At 67.5% G+C, this 17,914-nt stretch carries 13 protein-coding genes; 6 read left to right on the top strand and 7 right to left on the bottom strand.

Annotation, left to right across the window (positions count from 1 at the left end):
• Window positions 1–2 precede the first annotated feature (2 nt).
• The 5 genes from METRZ18153_RS0102875 to uvrD are packed head-to-tail and all read right to left on the bottom strand — an operon-like array spanning window position 3 to window position 7,771.
• Window positions 3–3,188 carry a sensor domain-containing protein gene (locus METRZ18153_RS0102875; protein ID WP_029143506.1) on the bottom strand — a complete coding sequence of 1,062 codons (3,186 nt, stop codon included), beginning with the start codon at window positions 3,186–3,188 and terminating at the stop codon, window positions 3–5.
• Complete coding sequence (locus METRZ18153_RS0102870) at window positions 3,185–4,021, bottom strand: transporter substrate-binding domain-containing protein (RefSeq protein WP_020163322.1); 837 nt, start codon at window positions 4,019–4,021, stop codon at window positions 3,185–3,187. The genes METRZ18153_RS0102875 and METRZ18153_RS0102870 overlap by 4 nt, the downstream gene beginning before the upstream one ends.
• A gap of 31 nt (window positions 4,022–4,052) precedes the next feature.
• On the bottom strand, window positions 4,053–4,634 hold the full coding sequence (locus tag METRZ18153_RS0102865) for a poly-gamma-glutamate hydrolase family protein (protein ID WP_020163321.1): 582 nt from the start codon (window positions 4,632–4,634) through the stop codon (window positions 4,053–4,055).
• A 5-nt stretch (window positions 4,635–4,639) separates the two neighbouring features.
• The gene (locus tag METRZ18153_RS0102860) at window positions 4,640–5,536 is read right to left on the bottom strand and encodes a tetratricopeptide repeat protein (RefSeq protein ID WP_029143505.1); all 897 of its coding nucleotides are present in this window, start codon (window positions 5,534–5,536) and stop codon (window positions 4,640–4,642) included.
• Window positions 5,537–5,542: 6 nt separating this feature from the next.
• On the bottom strand, window positions 5,543–7,771 hold the full coding sequence (uvrD, locus tag METRZ18153_RS0102855) for a DNA helicase II (protein WP_020163320.1): 2,229 nt from the start codon (window positions 7,769–7,771) through the stop codon (window positions 5,543–5,545).
• Between the two features lie 136 nt (window positions 7,772–7,907).
• On the opposite strand from uvrD, the gene METRZ18153_RS0102850 reads away from it, so the two are divergent.
• The 6 genes from METRZ18153_RS0102850 (at window position 7,908) to METRZ18153_RS0102825 (ending at window position 15,121) form a co-directional block, all read left to right on the top strand.
• Window positions 7,908–8,837 (top strand): mechanosensitive ion channel family protein, encoded by a 930-nt coding sequence (locus METRZ18153_RS0102850; RefSeq protein WP_020163319.1) that lies wholly within the window; start codon window positions 7,908–7,910, stop codon window positions 8,835–8,837.
• A 94-nt stretch (window positions 8,838–8,931) separates the two neighbouring features.
• On the top strand, window positions 8,932–11,565 hold the full coding sequence (leuS, locus tag METRZ18153_RS0102845; protein ID WP_020163318.1) for a leucine--tRNA ligase: 2,634 nt from the start codon (window positions 8,932–8,934) through the stop codon (window positions 11,563–11,565).
• Between the two features lie 8 nt (window positions 11,566–11,573).
• Window positions 11,574–12,098: an LPS-assembly lipoprotein LptE gene (locus METRZ18153_RS0102840; RefSeq protein ID WP_020163317.1), complete on the top strand. Its 525-nt coding sequence runs from the start codon at window positions 11,574–11,576 to the stop codon at window positions 12,096–12,098.
• A 5-nt stretch (window positions 12,099–12,103) separates the two neighbouring features.
• On the top strand, window positions 12,104–13,108 hold the full coding sequence (gene holA, locus METRZ18153_RS0102835) for a DNA polymerase III subunit delta (protein WP_020163316.1): 1,005 nt from the start codon (window positions 12,104–12,106) through the stop codon (window positions 13,106–13,108).
• Window positions 13,109–13,204: 96 nt separating this feature from the next.
• Entirely contained in the window at window positions 13,205–14,461 is a 1,257-nt protein-coding gene (locus METRZ18153_RS0102830) for a glutamate-5-semialdehyde dehydrogenase (protein WP_020163315.1), read from the top strand.
• A gap of 63 nt (window positions 14,462–14,524) precedes the next feature.
• Entirely contained in the window at window positions 14,525–15,121 is a 597-nt protein-coding gene (locus METRZ18153_RS0102825) for a MarC family protein (protein ID WP_020163314.1), read from the top strand.
• Between the two features lie 20 nt (window positions 15,122–15,141).
• Here the strand turns inward: METRZ18153_RS0102825 and METRZ18153_RS0102820 are convergent, their stop codons facing one another.
• Complete coding sequence (locus METRZ18153_RS0102820) at window positions 15,142–16,539, bottom strand: FecR family protein (protein ID WP_020163313.1); 1,398 nt, start codon at window positions 16,537–16,539, stop codon at window positions 15,142–15,144.
• A 9-nt stretch (window positions 16,540–16,548) separates the two neighbouring features.
• The gene (locus tag METRZ18153_RS0102815; RefSeq protein WP_020163312.1) at window positions 16,549–17,877 is read right to left on the bottom strand and encodes a tetratricopeptide repeat protein; all 1,329 of its coding nucleotides are present in this window, start codon (window positions 17,875–17,877) and stop codon (window positions 16,549–16,551) included.
• Between the last annotated feature and the right edge of the window lie 37 nt (window positions 17,878–17,914).

Raw genomic sequence — 17,914 nt, 5'->3', positions numbered from 1 at the left:
GCTCACTGCACGCGGGGCGCCGGACGCAGGAAGCGACGTTCGAACTCGGCGGCGGTGAGCGGTTCAGCGTACAGATAGCCCTGGCAGGCGTCACAACCGTGCGCGCGCAGAAGATCGCGCTGGCCCTCGGTTTCGACGCCCTCGGCCAGCACCGACATGCCCAGCTTGTGACCGAGCGTGATGATGGTGTCGACCAGTTCGACCGCGCTGGCGTCGCCCGGCAGGTCGCAGATGAAACTGCGGTCTATCTTGAGCTTGTTGACCGGCAGGCGCTTCAGGTAGGCGAGCGACGAGTAGCCGGTACCGAAATCGTCGATCGCCATGCGCAAGCCGAGGCGCTTGATCGCGTCGAGGAAGTGACGCGCCTCGTCGCCCTGTTCCATCAGGCTGGATTCGGTCACTTCGAGTTCGAGCAGCGCGGCCGGAAAACCGGTGTCGCCGAGCAGCCGCTCGATGCGCCGCTCCAGCCCGCCGCGACGTATTTCGGCGACCGACATGTTGACCGCCAAGGTGCCGAGCCGGTAACCGGCGTCGAGCCAGGCGCGCCCCTGCCGGCAGGCCAGCTCGCGTACGCGCTCGCCCAGCTGCACGATCAGTCCGTTGGCTTCCATGATCGGGATGAACTGCGACGGACCGGCGTGCACGCTGGCCGCGGCGGACAGCCGCACCAGCACCTCGGCGCCGATCAGAGAACCGTCGGACAGGTCGACCAGCGGCTGGAAGCGCAGCTCGAATTCGTCGTTCTCCAGCGCGCGCCGCAGGCCAGTGTCCAGCGACAGCCGCCGCGTCGCCTCATCGGTGTAGGCATCGGTGTAGAAGCGCAGCGTGTTGCGGCCGCTGCGCTTGGCCTGATACATCGCGGCGTCGGCGTCGCGGATCAGGTCCTCGGCGCTGTTGCCGTTGTCCGGGTAGAGGCTGATGCCTATGCTGGCCTGCAGGTAGATGTCCTGACCGGAGGCCAGACGCACCGGTGCGCTCAGGTTGTCGAACACGCCCTGGGCAACCAGCGCCGCCTCGCTCGGCTGGTCGATGTTTTCGAGCAGCAGCACGAATTCGTCGCTGCCCTGCCGGCCCAGCGTGTCCTGTCGGCGCAAGCGCGCGCGCAGGCGCTGCGCGACGGCAGCAAGCACCTCGTCGCCGGCAGCGTGGCCGAGGCCGTCGTTGATGGTCTTGAAATTGTCCAGATCGAGGAACAGCACAGCCACGCGCGTGCCGCGCCGCGCGGCCAGATCGATCGCGTGCATCAGGCGCGACTGGATGAGCACGCGGTTGGGCAGGTCGGTCAGCGGGTCGTACTGCGACAGGTGATGCAGCATTTCCTCGGTGCGCCGCGCCTGCGTGATGTCGGTGAGCACGCTGACGCGGTGGGTCGCCCGGCCGTCGTCGTCGCGCACGGTGGCGCAGGACAGCCAGCCCGACCACGCTTCGCCGTTGCGCCGCCGCGCCGCCACCTCGCCCTGCCAGAAGCCGCCGCCGCGCAGCGCGCGATCGATGTCGGCATACAGCGCATCGGCGCCCTCGACATCGAGCAGCGACACCAGCGTGCATCCTTCGGTGGCGGCCGGATCGAGACCGTTCAGCTCGCAGAAGGCCTCGTTCACTGTAACCACGATGCCGTCGAGGTCGGTCACCACAACGCCATCGCGCGTACTGCGCAATGCCGCCGCCAGCAGGCGCGCCGACTGTTCGGCGCGCGCGCGATCACGGTCGTCGCGCAGGCGACGCACCGCGAACGACAGATCCATCATCACTTCGTCGAGCAGACGCGCTTCGTCCTCGTCCTCCGGGTCGACTTCGCGCGCGATCAGGCCAAGCACGGCAACCACCTTGTCATCGAGGCGGATCGGCAGGCCGACGTAGCCCATGCAGCCGGCGGCACGCGCTGCCGGCATCCACGCGTCGTCGCCGTCGAGCGCCGACAGGCGACACAGCTTGCCGCTGCGCATGACGGCGGCGGTGACGCTGCCGGCGTCGGTGGACGACGCGCTGACCAGCTGAGCGCGGTCGGCGACCGCGCTGCCGGCGCTGGCGCGCAGCGCGAGTGTGCCGCTGTCGTCGGCACGCATGATCCAGGCGAAGCGGTAGGCGCCGAACTCGATGGCGACGCGACAGATGCGCTCGAACAGTTCGTCCTCGTCGGCCGACCAGACGATGGTCTGGTTCACCTGGCTGAGGAAGTTGTACAGCCGGCCCAGCGCCTGCACGTGCGCCTCGGCGCGGCGGCGCGCCGTCACGTCCCACGACACCCAGACAACGCGGTCGCTGCCCGGCACCGGCGACACCCGGGCATCGAACACCACCTGCCGGCCCGCCAGCGCCAGCGTGTACTCGTAGGACTGCGTGCGCTGCCGCGCCAGCGCCTGTCGGATCACGGCAAGGAAGCGGCTGCTCACGTCGGCCGGGAACACCTCCTCGACGGTGCGCCCGACCAGGGTTTCCGCCGGCGACGCGAGCAAGGCGCCACCATTGCCGAAAGACTCGATGTAGCGACCGTGGCGGTCGAGCATGAAAGCGACCTCGGGCAGGCTGTCGACGAAGGCGCGCAGACGCGACTCGCTGCCGAGCAGCGCATCGACCGCGGCATCGCGACGCCGGTGCGCGACGTACAGGTAGAACAGCACGAGCAGGCCGAGGATCGCCACCAGCGCCAGCGTCGCCGTGTCGTGCTGGCGCAGCAGCCGGCGTTGTGCCGCCAGATGGCGCAGCAATGCGTCCTCCAGCGCGACCGCACGGCTATCGACCGCGCGCTGCGCCAGCAGCAGTGCGCTGCCGCCCGCTTCGAATCCGTCGAGCTGGCGTTCCATGATGGCGCGCGCATCGGCCAGTGCCGCCACGTAGGCATCGGCGGCCGCGGCCACGTCGCCCGCCACCGGCACCCGCACCGAGAAGCCGGCGATGGCACCACCGCCGCTGCGCAGGTCGCGCGCGGTCGTGAGGGCACGGTCCAGATGGGCGATCACACGGGTGCGCGGTATCGTCGTCACGCCGGTCAGCAGGCGCTCGGTATCGAGCTGGGCAAGCAGCGCGTAACGGCGCGACTGCGCCAGGTTGTCGCGCGCGGTCAGTGCGGCGGCAAGGCTGTCGTCCCAGCGCATGTGCGCATAGGTCATCAGGCCCATGCAGGCGCAAAGCAGCAGCGCGAGACCGAATACCGGCGGGCCGCCCGCCATTGCGCTGCGCCCGTTCATCGCTGTGCCGGCGCCGGCAGGTTGTCCGGACCGAAGCCGAAGGCGGCGACCAGTGCGCGATGCTCGGGCGAACCGAGATAGCCGGCCATCGCCTCGTCGATGCGGCGCGCCATCGCCTCGTCCTGCGGACGCAGCGCGAAGGCGGGCCAGCCCGCTTCGCCACGCCCTTCGCGCTGCGGCGGCCGGTAGGGCTGCGCCAGTTCGACGCCGGTCAGACCGGATACCGCAAGCATGTGGCGCAAGGACACGTCGGACAGAGCAAGCGCGTCGGCCCGGCCCTCGATTACCGCCACCGCCGCGCTGGTCGCGTCGCCGTGACGCTGTATGCGGGCGGGCGGTACCCCGGCACGCTTGGCCACGGTCAGTTCGACCGCACCGTCGATGACGGCCAGCACCGCATCCGGGTGCGCGGCGATGTCGTCGAGGCCATGCAGGTCGAGCGGATTGCCGGCACCCACCAGCAGCGCCGACGATACCTGCGCGGTCGGCCGGGTGAAGCGTGCGCGCTGCGCGCGCTCGGGCGTCACGAACAGACCACTGGCGACGATGTCGGCGCGACCGATCTGCAGATCGTGCAGCAACTGGCCGAACTCGGTATGGATGAACTCGACCTCGCCGAGGCCGGCCCGTTTGGCCAGCACGCGCAGCATTTCGGGCGCCTCGCCGGTGACGCGGCCGCGCGCGTCGATGTAGGCGAACGGTGGCTCGATCGAATACAGCGCACGCAGCGTCGGCACGTCGCCAGCGCGCGCTGAGTCGTCATGGATGAGCCGGCCGAGAACCAGCGCGACGAGGGCAACGATGAATCCGGCAAGCAGGTAGGGAGTGCGCATGACGGGTTGCTGACGAGGTCAGCTTTGCATTCTAGCGTCGCGTCATGACCCGTCCATGCAGGGCAGCACGAACGGCATCGATCACTGCCCTTTCGTAGCGACCGCCGCGCAAGCGGTCGCTCAGTTCGATCTGCACGCCGCGGCCCTGCCGCCCCCGGTTGCACAGATTGCGCGGATCGAGGCCGGGGTAGCGATGGCCGCTGGTCTGCGCGAGCACGCCGCGTGCGTACAGACGATCGGCCATGGCGCAGGCGAGCGCACGATCGCGGCCGCCGAGCAGCGCGCGCTCGCCGGTATCGGCCACGCCGTGCACCGCCAGCACGGCGTCGCAGTCGGCGATCAGCGACAGGGCGCGCGGCTCGTCGAAGCGGGTGCTCGTAATGTGCAGGGTTTCGAAGTTCATCGTCGGCAACGCGCCTTCGAACAGGTAGAGATCAAAGTCGTCGCCGGCGATTGCACGCGCCACCTCCGAAGTGCCCCGCTCGATGCGCCCGCCATGCGGCGCGACGATGGCGACCCCGCTGCCGCGTCGCTCTACGGTGACGTGGTAGTCGATGCCCTCGCGATGCGCGGACGACAGTTCGGCATAGCTGCGATGGCGGTCGCGGTGCACGTCGCTCAGGGTTTGCCGGTCAGGAACAGCTTCTCGATGCGCGCCATGCCCGGGTGATCGCGTCCGGAACGGCGCAGTTCGGCGAAGTCCTCGCGCAGGATGCGGCGGAATTCGTCGGCGCCGCGCAGGGTCATGTTGGCGGCGTACACCTCGCGCGCGTTGCCTATCTGTCCGTTCAGCAACAGTGCGTGCGCGTGGTTGATCTGCGCCGCCTTGAATTCCGGCGCGTCGTTCGGCACCTTGGTCGCCGCCTGCAGCACTTCGTCGTAGCGGCCGAGATTGAGGCAGGCCCAGGACCAGGCGACCCAGACCGAATTGTCCCTGTAGCCCGCCTGCATCGCCTTCTCCAGCCAGCGCGCAGATTCCGCGTAGTCGGTCTGGGCACCGCCGCCGCTGTAGATCGCCGCCAGATGGACATAGGCCGGCGCGTAGTTCCTGTCGGCCGCGCGCCGCACCCAGGCCAGCGCCAGTTCCGGCGCCAGCGGGTCGGCGGTATCGGCTTCGATCAGCTTGGCCAGCAACAGCATGCCTTCCGGGTCACCGCCTTCGGCCGCCAGTGTGTACCAGCGGCGTGCCTCGGCCGCATTGCGCTCGACGCCGATGCCGCTGGCACGGATCTGCCCGGCCACGACCTGCGCCCGCGCCAGCCCGGCCTCCGCCGACAGCAGCGCCCAGCGCGCCGATTCGGTGTCGTTCTTGTCCAGGCAGGTGCCGAAGAAATGCCAGTCGGACATCTGCAGCATCGCTTCCGGCTCGCCCTTCTCGGCGGCACCACGCGCCTCGGCCAGCGCCGTATCGCACTCGCCACGCAGATGGGCGGTACGCCACTGTTCCGACGCCGCAGCCGCGCCGGCTGCCGACAGCAGCGCTGCGAAACAGAAGAGGCGGAGGCGCACGCTCATGAGCGATCAGGCCGGCGACAGCTTGGCCACGGCGAGCGCCAGCCACTTGACGCCCGACGCACCGAAATTGACCTGGACCCGGGCATCCGAACCCGAGCCCTCGGCATTGACGATGACGCCGGCGCCGAACTTGGCGTGGCTCACCTGCTGGCCGACGCGGAAGCCGCTGTCATTGACCGCGGTGGTCCGGCGGCCGCTGCCGAAGCTGCGCGGATTGCTGCTCGCCGGTGCCGACGGCGCGGCACTGCTGCTGCCGAAGCCGCCGTAACCGCGCGCGCTGGCCGGTGGCGTGAGCCACTTCAGCAGTTCGGCGGGAATTTCGTCGAAGAAGCGGCTGCGCAGGTTGTAGCGGGTCTGTCCGTGCAGCATGCGCGACTGCGCGAACGACAGATAGAGCCGCTTGCGCGCGCGGGTGATGGCGACGTACATGAGCCGGCGCTCCTCTTCGAGACCGTCGCGCTCCAGCACCGAGTTCTCGTGCGGAAACAGGCCTTCTTCGAGACCACCGATGAACACCACGTCGAATTCCAGCCCCTTGGCCGAATGCACGGTCATCAGCTGCACCGCGGCCTGACCGGCGTCAGCCTGATGCTCGCCCGCTTCGAGCGAAGCGTGCGACAGGAAGGCGGACAGCGGGTCGGGCGGCGCCGCCTCGTCCTCGGCGGCGACCTGCGCATAGCCTTCCTCGGAAATGAAGTTGGCGGCCGCATTGATGATTTCGTCGAGGTTGGCCACCCGCTCCTGACCCTCCTTCTCGGTCAGGTAGTGCGCGCGCAGGCCGGACAGTTCGAGCACCTGCTCGACCATTTCCGGCAGCTTCAGTCCTTCGCAGGCAAAACGCAGCTGATCGACCAGCTTGATGAAGGCACCGACCGACTGCGCCGCCTTGCCGGTCAGAAAATTCAGCGCGCCATACAGGCTGGTGGAATGCGCCTGCGCCGCGTCCTGCAGCTGTTCCAGCGAACGCGCGCCGATGCCGCGGGTCGGGAAATTGACCACGCGGGTGAACGCGGTGTCGTCGTGCGGATTGGCGATCAGGCGCATGTAGGCGAGCGCATGCTTGACCTCCTGCCGCTCGAAGAAGCGCAGGCCGCCATAGACGCGATACGGAATGCCAGCCGAGAACAGCGCGTGTTCGAGTACGCGCGACTGCGCATTGCTGCGGTAGAGCAGCGCAATGTCATCGCGCGCGGTGCCGTCGTGTATCAGCGCCCTGATTTCCTCGACCACCCAGCGCGCTTCCTCGATGTCGTTGAACGCTTCATAGACGCGCAGCGGCTCGCCGTGGCCGGCTTCGGTCCACAGGTTCTTTCCGAGCCGCCCGCTGTTGTGCTTGATCACCGCATTGGCGGCGTCGAGGATGTTGCCGTGCGAGCGGTAGTTCTGTTCCAGCCGGATGACGTTGTCGACATGGAACTCGCGTTCGAAGTCGCGCATATTGCCGACCTCGGCGCCGCGGAAGCGGTAGATGCTCTGGTCGTCGTCGCCGACCGCCATCACCGCCGCCTGCCCTTCGGTACCGAGGCCAGCCAGCAGCTTGAGCCAGCGGTACTGCAGCACGTTGGTGTCCTGGAACTCGTCGACCAGGATGTGGCGGAAACGGCGCTGGTAGTGGGCGCGTATCGGCTCGTTGCGTTGCAGGAGCTCGTGACAGCGCAGCAGCAGCTCGGCGAAATCCACCACGCCCTCGCGCTGGCACTGCGCCTCGTAGGCCTGGTACAGCTCGACCCGCTTGCGCGCGAAGTCGTCGAAGGCCTCGACCTCGTGCGGACGCAGCCCCTGCTCCTTCGCCGAATTGATGAAGTACATCAGGTCGCGCGCCGGGAATTTCTCGTCGTCGATGTTCAGCGCCTTCAGCATGCGCTTGATGGCCGACAGCTGGTCGGCCGAATCGAGGATCTGGAACAGCTGCGGCAGCCCGGCTTCCTTCCAGTGCGCGCGCAGCATGCGGTTGCACAGACCGTGGAAAGTGCCTATCCACAGGCCGCGTGCATTCATCGGCAGCATCGCGGTCAGCCGCGCCAGCATTTCCTTGGCCGCCTTGTTGGTGAAGGTGACCGCGAGGATGCCGTGCGGCGACACCTGGCCGGTCGAAATGAGCCAGGCCAGGCGCGTGGTCAGCACGCGCGTTTTGCCCGACCCGGCACCCGCGAGAATGAGTGCGGACTGCGACGGCAGCGTGACGGCCTGGAACTGCTGTTCGTTCAGACCGGAAAGAAGCGGGTTGGATGTCATGCGGCGGATTCTACCGGGCTGCCTGCCGACGGTCGCGCCCCGTGGGCGTGTAGTCCTCCTCCTACAGCGAGGAACCGCCCCCGGGCAGGGCGGTCGCGTCTAACCCGGACAACGCAAACAGGGAGAGACCACAACAATGAACGATTGGACACAGACCGCCGCCTGGCTCTACGCATGGGCGGGCGACCGCCTGCCTCAGGTGCTTGACCTCGCGGTGAAGCTGTTCCTGATCCTGCTGCTCGCCTGGATACTGCAGCACCTCGCCCGGCGCTCGATACGGCTGATCCACGAAACGCTGCGCCGGCGCACCGACTGCGCGGAAGACATCAAGCGTATCGACACGCTGGTGCGGGTCGCGCGCTACGCGGCATCGGTGGTCATCCTCGTGCTGGCCGGCGGCATCGCGCTGAGCGCGCTGGGCATTTCGGTCGCCCCGCTGCTGGCCACCGCCGGTGTCGCCGGCATCGCCATCGGCTTCGGTGCCCAGTCGCTGGTGAAGGATCTGTTCTCCGGGCTGTTCGTACTGCTGGAGAACCAGATCCGCGTCGGCGACATCGTCGATATCGCCGGCCACAGCGGCGTGGTCGAAGAGGTGACGCTGCGCTATGTGCGGCTGCGCGACTACGAAGGCAACGTCCATTTCGTCCCGAACGGCGAGATCACGACGGTCACCAGCCGCTCGCGCGAATTCGCCAATGCGGTGATCGACGTGCGGATGGCGCCGACCGACCGGGTGGCTGACATCTACGCCATCATGTTCGATGTCGCCAAGGCGATGCGCGAGGACGAGTACTTCGGCGGCCGCATGCTCGGCGACCTGGAAATGGCGGGCGTGGACCAGTGGCAGGAATCGGCACTGATCGTGCGGGCACGTATCCGTGTCGCGGCGATGGCCCAATGGGAAGTGCGGCGTGAGTTCCTGCGGCGGGTGAAGGAAGCTTACGACGAACGCGGCCAGACCATGCCATTGCCGCATCTGACGCTGCGCTTCGCCGACGACGCCGAAGCGACGCTGCGCGAAGTGTCGCGCAAGGGCTCGGCGCCCCGCCGGACGGCCCCGGCCTGAGTCGGCGCGGCACCTACACCGCGTTTTCCGGCGGGCCGCGTCCCGCCGGGCCTATAATTGCGGGTTAGCGTTCATTTCCGCCGCATCCCGCCTCATGTCAGAAAAACAGACCCCCGCCTACACCCCGTCCGAGGTCGAAGCCGCCGCGCGCCAGTACTGGGACGACAGCCAGACCTTCAAGGCCGTCGAGGACACTTCGAAGCCCAAGTACTACTGCCTGTCGATGTTCCCCTACCCGTCGGGCAAGCTGCACATGGGCCATGTGCGGAACTACACCATCGGCGACGTGCTGACCCGCTTCCACCGGATGCGCGGCTACAACGTGCTGCAACCCATGGGCTGGGACGCCTTCGGTCTGCCGGCCGAGAACGCGGCGATCAAGAATGCGGTGCCGCCGGCAAAATGGACCTACGACAACATCGACTACATGCGCCAGCAGCTCAAGGCGCTGGGCTTCGCCATCGACTGGAGCCGCGAACTGGCGACCTGCCAGCCGTCGTACTACAGGTGGAACCAGTGGCTGTTCCTGCGCATGCTGGAAAAGGGCATCGCCTACAAGAAAACCCAGGTGGTGAACTGGGACCCGGTCGACCAGACCGTGCTGGCCAACGAACAGGTGATCGACGGCCGCGGCTGGCGCACCGGTGCGCTGGTCGAGAAGCGCGAAATCCCCGGCTACTACCTCGGCATCACGCAGTACGCCGACGAACTGCTGGACGACCTGGACACGCTGGACGGCTGGCCCGAGCGCGTGAAGACCATGCAGGCGAACTGGATAGGCAAGAGCACCGGCGTGCGCTTCGCCTTCAGCCACGACATCCGCGATGACAGCGGCGCACTGATCGACGACGGCAAGCTGTGGGTGTTCACGACCCGCGCCGACACCATCATGGGCGTCACCTTCTGCGCGGTCGCCGCCGAACATCCGCTGGCCACCCACGCCGCGCGCAGCAATCCGGAACTGGCCGCCTTCATCGAGAAATGCAAGCACGGCTCGGTGATGGAAGCCGACATGGCGACGATGGAAAAAGAAGGTCTGCCGACCGGCCTCACCGTCGTGCATCCGCTGACCGGCGAATCGGTGCCGCTGTGGGTGGGCAATTACGTGCTGATGAGCTATGGCGACGGCGCGGTAATGGCCGTGCCGGCGCACGACGAGCGCGACTTCGGTTTCGCGAAGAAGTACGACCTGCCGATCAGGCAGGTGATCGCGGTCGGCGACAATGCATTCTCGACTGACGCATGGGCCGAGTGGTACGGATCGAAGGACGGCGTCTGCGTGAACAGCGGCCGCTACGACGGTCTGGGCTACGCTGCCGCAGTCGATGCGGTGGCCACCGATCTCGCGGCCAAAGGTGGCGAGAAGAAGGTGCAGTGGCGCCTGCGCGACTGGGGCGTGTCGCGCCAGCGCTACTGGGGCTGCCCGATACCCATCATCCACTGCGATCACTGCGGCGACGTGCCGGTGCCGGACGAGCAACTGCCGGTGGTGCTGCCGGAAGACTGCATTCCGGATGGCTCGGGCAACCCGCTGCTCAAGCGCGAAGACTTCATCAACGTCGCGTGCCCGAAATGCGGCGCGGCGGCGAAGCGCGAAACCGACACGATGGACACCTTCGTCGACTCCAGCTGGTATTACGCCCGCTACTGTTCGGTCGGCAACGATGCGGCCATGGTCGATGAGCGCGCCAACTACTGGATGCAGGTGGATCAGTACATCGGCGGCATCGAGCATGCCATCCTGCATCTGCTGTACTCGCGCTTCTGGTCCAAGGTGATGCGCGACATGGGCCTGATGACGGTGAAGGAACCGTTCGCCCGCCTGCTCACCCAGGGCATGGTTCTGAACCACGCCTGGCTGCACAAGCCTGAAGGCGGCGGCAAGAACTACTACTGGGAAAGCGAGGTCGAGGTCCAGCGCGACGCCAAGGGGCAGATCACCGGCGGCAGGCTGAAGACCGACGGCACCGTGCTCGAGCACGAACTGACCACGATGTCGAAGTCGAAGAACAACGGCGTCGACCCGCAGGCGCTGATCGATCAGTACGGCGCCGACACCGCGCGCTTCTTCATGATGTTCGCCAGCCCGCCGGAACAGACGCTGGAATGGAACGATGCCGGCGTCGAGGGCGCACACCGCTTCCTGAAGCGCGTCTGGAACTTCGCCCAGGACTACAAGGCCGAACTGCGCGCGCACGTGCCGGCGGCGTCGACGCTGGGCAAGGCCAAGCTGCCGGCCGCGCTGGCCGACCTGCGACGCGAACTGCACCTTGTGCTGAAGCAAGCCAGCTATGACCTCGGCAAGCAGCAGTTCAACACTGTGGCCTCAGGCTGCATGAAGATGCTCAACGCGCTGGAAAAGGCGCCGCGCGACGGCGCCGACGCGGCCGAGGTGATCGGCGAAGGCCTGTCCATGCTGCTGCGCGTGCTGTCGCCGATCTGCCCGCACGTCACGCACGTTCTGTGGCGCGACTGCGGCTTCGGCGACGACATCCTGAGCGCCGAATGGCCTGAGCCGGCCGAATCGGCGCTGGTGCAGGACGAGGTCGAACTGATGCTGCAGGTGAATGGCAAGCTGCGCGGCAGCCTGCGCGTCGCCGCCGATGCGGCCAAGGACGCCATCGAGGCCGCTGCGCTGGCCAACGATGCGGCGCAGAAATTCATGGAAGGCAAGCCGGCGAAGAAAGTGGTCGTCGTGCCCGGCCGTCTGGTCAATATCGTGTGCTGAAGCAGGAGATGCCCGTGAGCGCCCCCGCCAACCCATCCCGCCGCAGCCTGCTGCTGGTCGCCGCCGCCGCGCTTCCGCTGGCGGCCTGCGGCTTCCACCTGCGCGGCGTGCGTGATCTGCCTTTCCAGACGCTGTACATCAACGGCAGCCGCAGCAACACGGAACTGACCACGCAGATCCGCCGCGCGATACAGACACAGAGTTCGACTCAGGTGGCGGACGAACCGTCAGCCGCCGACGCCATCGTCGACATCACCGAGAACAAGGTCGAAAAGGTCATCCTGAGCCTGAACTCGGCCGGCCGCGTGCGTGAATATCAACTGCGTCAGCGCTTCTCGTTCCGTGTACGCGATCGCAACAATGTCGAGATCGCGCCGGTGGCGTCGATCGAGCTGCGCCGCGACCTGACCTACAGCGATTCCGAAATGCTGGCAAAGCAGCAGGAAGAGCAGGTGCTGTACGACGAAATGCAGTCCGACCTGATCCAGCAGTTGCTGCGCCGCCTGCAGGCGATCAAGCGCAAACCCGCCTGAGCGCGATGCAGCTGCGCGCCGAACAGCTCGAGGCCCACCTGAAGGGCACGCTCGCGCCGCTCTACGTGCTGCACGGCGACGAGCCGCTGCTGGTGATCGAGGCGGCGGACGCCATCCGCGCCGCCGCGCGTACGCGCGGTTTCAGCGAGCGCGAGGTGCTGGTGGTGACGCAGTACTTCAAATGGTCGGCGCTGGCCGAGGCGGCGGGCAATATGTCGCTGTTCGGTGGCGACAAGCTGATCGACCTGCGCATTCCGACCGGCAAGCCGGGCCGCGAAGGCAGCGACGCGCTGGCCCGCTACGCCGCGAACCCGCCGGCCGGCACGATCACGCTGGTGACGCTGCCGCTGATGGACTGGAAGGCGAAGAAGAGCAGCTGGTTCGCCGCACTGATCGAATCCGGCATGGAGCTGGAACTGAACGCGCCCGGTCTTGCGCGCCTGCCGGCCTGGCTGGCCGGTCGGCTCGCCCGTCAGCAGCAGAGCGCGACACCGGAAGCGCTGGAATTCATGGCCGGCCACGTCGAAGGCAATCTGCTGGCGGCCAATCAGGAAGTGATGAAGCTCGCGCTGCTGCATCCGCCAGGCGAACTGACGCTCGAACAGGTGCGCAACGCGGTGATGGATGTCGCCCGCTACGACGTCGACGACCTGCGCCAGGCGCTGCTCGCCGGCGACGCCGCGCGCGCGAGCCGCCTGCTCGACGGCCTGCGCGCCGAGGGCGTGGCCGCTCCGCTGGTGTTGTGGATCATCGTCGCCGAACTGCGTGTGCTGGCCACGGCACGCGCCGAAATGGACGCCGGCCGCAGCGCCGACGACGCACTGTCCGCGGCGCGCATCTTCGGCGCCCGCCAGTCACCGTACAAGCGGGCACTGCAGCGCCTGTCCTCGGCCGCCACCCGCACCGCGCTGATGCAGGCGGCGCGACTGGACCGCATGATCAAGGGCGTAGCGCGTGGCGACGTGTGGGACGAGTTCCTGCAGATCACGCTGCGACTGTGCGCACGCTGAGCGTGGCCGACTGGCAAGTCGCCGCGCTTTCTGCTTTCATCCGTGTTTGACTGCAGTTTCCATAGGGTGCGCGGTCTGAGCATTTCGGGAATCAAGATGGACATCCAGGACTACATGAACACGCTGGGCCGCCAGGCCCGCGCCGCCTCGCGCATCGTGTCGCAGGCATCCACCGCCGCCAAGAACGACGCGCTGATCCGCATCGCCGCTCTGCTGCGCGAGCGTGCGCCGCAGCTGCTCGAAGCCAACGCGGCCGACGTCGACGCGGCGCGCGCCAATGGTCTGGACGCGGCGATGATCGACCGGCTCACGCTGACCGCGAAGGGCGTCGAGGCGATGGCCCAGGGCTTGGAACAGGTCGCCGCGCTGCCCGACCCGGTCGGCGAAATGACCGACTTCAAGCGCCGCCCGACCGGCATCACGGTGGGCAAGATGCGTGTGCCGCTCGGCGTGATCGGCATCATCTACGAAGCGCGGCCGAACGTGACCGCCGACGCCGCGGCCCTGTGCCTGAAAAGCGGCAACGCCGCCATCCTGCGCGGCGGTTCGGAAGCAGCGCGCTGCAATCAGGCGGTCGCCGCCTGCGTACGCGAAGGCCTGGTTGCCGCCGGTCTGCCGGAAACGGCGGTGCAGGTGGTCGACACCACCGATCGCGCGGCAGTCGGTGCGCTGATCACGATGCCGCAGTTCGTCGACGTGATCGTGCCGCGCGGCGGCAAAGGTCTGATCGAGCGCATCTCCCGCGAAGCGAAGGTGCCGGTGATCAAGCATCTGGATGGCAACTGCCACGTCTATATCGACGAATTCGCCGATGACGACAAGGCGGTGCGCATCGCCGACAACGCCAAGACCCATCGCTACGGCACCTGCAACACGATGGAAACGCTGCTGGTGCATGTCGCTGCGGCACCGCGCGTGCTTGGCCGACTGGCCGACATCTACCTCGGCAAGGGCGTCGAACTGCGCGGCTGCGAGCGCGCGCGCGCGCTGGTACCGGCGATGAAGGCGGCCACCGACGAGGACTGGGCGACCGAATACCTTGCCCCCATCCTCGCGGTGCGCATCGTCGATTCGCTGGACGACGCGATCGAGCACATCAACCGCTGGAGTTCGCAGCACACGGACGCCATCGTGACCGAGAACCACACGCGGGCGATGCGCTTCATCCGCGAGGTCGATTCGGCGTCGGTCATGATCAACGCCTCGACCCGCTTCGCCGACGGCTTCGAATACGGGCTCGGTGCAGAGATCGGCATCTCGACCGACAAGATCCACGCCCGCGGCCCGGTCGGCCTGGATGGACTGACCAGTCAGAAGTGGGTGGTGCTCGGCGACGGCCACGTGCGCAACTGAACTGCGTAACGGGACGGCACGCCGTCCCGTTACCCCTAGGTCCTAGCCCCCAGCCCCTACGAATTGTCCGACAGCTTCCTCTCCGCCAGCATCCTGCTCCTGCTGCTGTTCGATCCATTCGGTAACGCACCGGTCATGACCGTGCTGCTGAAGGACGTGCCGAAGGCGCGGCGTCAGCGCGTCGTGCTGCGGGAGTGTTTCTTCGCCTGGCTGGCGCTGCTCGTCTTCATGTGGGCCGGCGAGTCGGTCATGAAGCTACTTCAGCTGTCGCAGACCTCGCTCGGCATCGCTGGCGGCGTGCTGCTGTTCCTGATTGCGCTGCGCATGATCTTTCCGCAGCCGGCCGGCGTGTTCGGCGAGTGGGCCGGCGGCGAACCCTTCGTCGTGCCACTGGCGATTCCGCTGATCGCCGGGCCGTCGGCGATGGCCATGGTGATGCTGCTGGTGTCGCGCGAGCCGGACCGCTTCTGGACCTGGACCGGCGCGATGAGCGCGGCCATGGCGGTCACCGCCTGCGTGCTGCTGGCGGCCGGGCCGCTGATCCGCCGGCTGGGTGAGCGCGGAACCTCCGCACTTGAGCGACTGATGGGCCTGCTGCTGTGTGCGGTCGCGGTCGAAATGCTGCTGACCGGCATCCGCAGCTTTGCCGGATCGCTCTGAGCGGCTGATCGGCGCGCCCGTCAGTTGCCCAGACCGAGCGAAGTCTGCGTGAACACCGCCGCGCCGCTGACCTTGTTGATGCCGCCAATTCCGCTGTCGAAGGTGTAGACCATGCCCGCGCGCTCGGCGCCTGCACCGGCAAAGAAGCCGTGGAAACTGCCGCTGGGCGGGCTGAACGAACACCCGCTGCAGTTCGAGAACGAACCGGAGAACGCTGCAGTACCGCTGTTGATGCTGCCCGAGCCGGTCAGCCCGAAGGTGGTGGCGCTGACCGTTACGTTCATGCCGACGCTGAGCGTGTAGGCCGAGAAATCGGCCGTCATCGACCCGCTCACCGAACCGCCACTCGCACCGCCGGTCGTGGTCGGCGTCGTGTAGCCGCTCAGCGCATAGGTGCCGCTGGCGCCGCCCAGCGCGGCCAGATCCGGCGTCGGCCTGCCGGCGATGTAATGCACGTCGAGCAGCGTGTCGCCGGCGCAGTCGAATTCGCCGGAGCACGAACCGCTGGTCCAGCGCCCCCAGCCGATGATGCCGTCCTGATGCGCTTCGGCAACCGAAGACGCCTGGATGTCGCCATTCGAATTCGACGCCGACACCAGCGCATTGCCCTCGAAGGTGGCGCTCGCCGAATCCAGCATGACGTCGCCGCCATAGCCACCGTACTGGTCGACGTACTGGCCATAGACGTAATAGCCGTCGCCGGACTGCAGGCTGCCGCCGGCGTAGCCGTCCAGCACGTCCAGCCCACCGCCCTCGCTGCGGTTCTCCGACACCAGGAAGGTGTCATCTCCCTGCGGCGGCGTCAGGCTGGCGCTGTTCGACGGCGGAGGCGGCGGCAGGTCGGTCTTCACCTCGGTAATGACCGGCGGCGTGCTCTGGTCAGCGACATAGGCACTCTGCCCATCGGACACCGTGAGGCAGCCGGCGCCATTGCAGACGTCGACCGCGCCATCGCCGGTCGTCACGTTGATGCTGTTGCCGTAGACAACGGAGAACTCGGTACCGCGGATGCCAATGGTGGCAACCGAGGTGGTGAGCTTGTAATTGCTGCGATTGCCCTTGCCGACCAGACCGGTGATGGTGCGCAGACCGCCCTTGATCAGGCTGAAGAAGCCACGGTCCTCGGCCGGCTTGCCGGCGAACGCGTACTGATCGATGCGGAACTGGGTCTGCGGCTGAAGCGACACCAGCGAGCCGTCGGTGAAGCGCATCTGGGCGCGGCCGCTGCCGGTGTCGACGGTGTCGCCGCTGCCGACCTGGGCACCGCGCGCCAGCACGCGGCTGCTGCCGTCGGCCGCCAGCGCGCGCACGTCGCCCGACGTGAATTCGACACGCGCCGCGTTATCGGCCAGCGCGTGCAGCGGAAACGCCAGCGCGATGGCGAACGTCAGGCGTGCGGGAGTGAAGGGTTTCGCCATGGCGCTCTCCTAGAACGTGCGGCGCACGGCGAACTGGGCGACGCCGCGACGGTATTCGTTGAGGTTGATGCTGGAGTCGTTGCGCACCACGGACACCGACGGCGTAAGCAGCCACTGCTTGGCGAAGGCATAGCTCGCGCCCAGCGAAAGCGAGGTCAGGTTGTCGTCGCGCACGCGGGCGAAGATCGGGTCGACATTCGAGTACTCGCGCGCCTCGTGTGCCAGCGCACCGAACAGCATCCAGCGCTCGTCCAGCGTATGCTGCGCGCCAACGCGAAAGCCGATCACGTCGTTGGCCGCGATGTTTACGCCCGAAGGCAGATCGTTGCGACCGGTTTCGGCGCCCAGGTAGAAACTGCCGAACAGCATTGTGCGATCGTTCGGCAGAACCAGCGCGTGACCGACGCCATAGATGTTGCGATTGACGTCGCGCACGTCGTTCGTGCCTTCGTAACGCAGGCGGCTCTGCTGGACGAATACGGTGGTCTGGTTGCGCGCATCGTGCGTGTGCTGCCATTGCAGCGAGCCACCGGTGTAGTCGCGCAGCTTGTCGTCATCGACCTCGAACATGCCGAGCTGCAGCGCAGCGGTGATCCGGTTCGCGCCGCGCGTCCACGACACGCCTGCGTTGCCGTCCAGCGCCGTGGTGTCGAAGCGCGACTCACCGCCGTTGAAGCGCGCCGCGCCGGTAGCGCCGGCGAGGAAAGCCCATTCGCGGTTCAGCGGCACGCGTGCATTGACACCGCCAGACAGCGCACTGAACCAGGCGTCGCGACTCTGGCTGGCAGGGTCGAGCAGGAAGGCGCCAAGGCCGGGTACCGCGACCGCATTCTGCGAAGTGGCGCTATTCACATTGGTGTCGCGTCCGACCGCCGCTTCGATGAAACCGGCGAAGGACGGCTTGCCTGCGTCCGGCGCCCGATCGATGGCCGACAGCAGGCGATCGATCGCGCGGGCCACCTCGGGCGGTACGTTCTGATTGCGCACCGCTTCCAGCTCACGCCGGGCGCCGACCGATTCGCCGAGCGCCAGATAGGCACGGCCGATTTCCGCACGGGCGCGCGCATTGTCCGGCTGCACGGCGAGCACGCGTTCGAGCGCGAACACGGCCAGCGTATGCCGCCCGGTCTCCAGCGCCGAAATGCCGAGCAGCAGATCGAACTGCGGATCACCGGCCCGCTCCGACTCCTGCGGAGACAGCAGCTGGTAGGCAGCGGCATGGCGACCGGCTTCGATGTGCGCGGCCGCCTGTTCGGTCAAGGATTGAGCGTGCGTGGCGACCGATGTGCCCAGCAGCAGTGCAAACAGCAGCGGATGTGTTCTTTTTTGTGCGCGCATGCGCCCTCCTCGTTGTCGCGTGACCGACAACCGACTG

This window comes from Methyloversatilis discipulorum (assembly GCF_000385375.1).
GTDB classification, from domain to species: domain Bacteria; phylum Pseudomonadota; class Gammaproteobacteria; order Burkholderiales; family Rhodocyclaceae; genus Methyloversatilis; species Methyloversatilis discipulorum_A.
The sequence above is the reverse complement of the archived record's forward strand: the minus strand, read 5'-3'. Positions and strand labels throughout refer to the sequence as shown.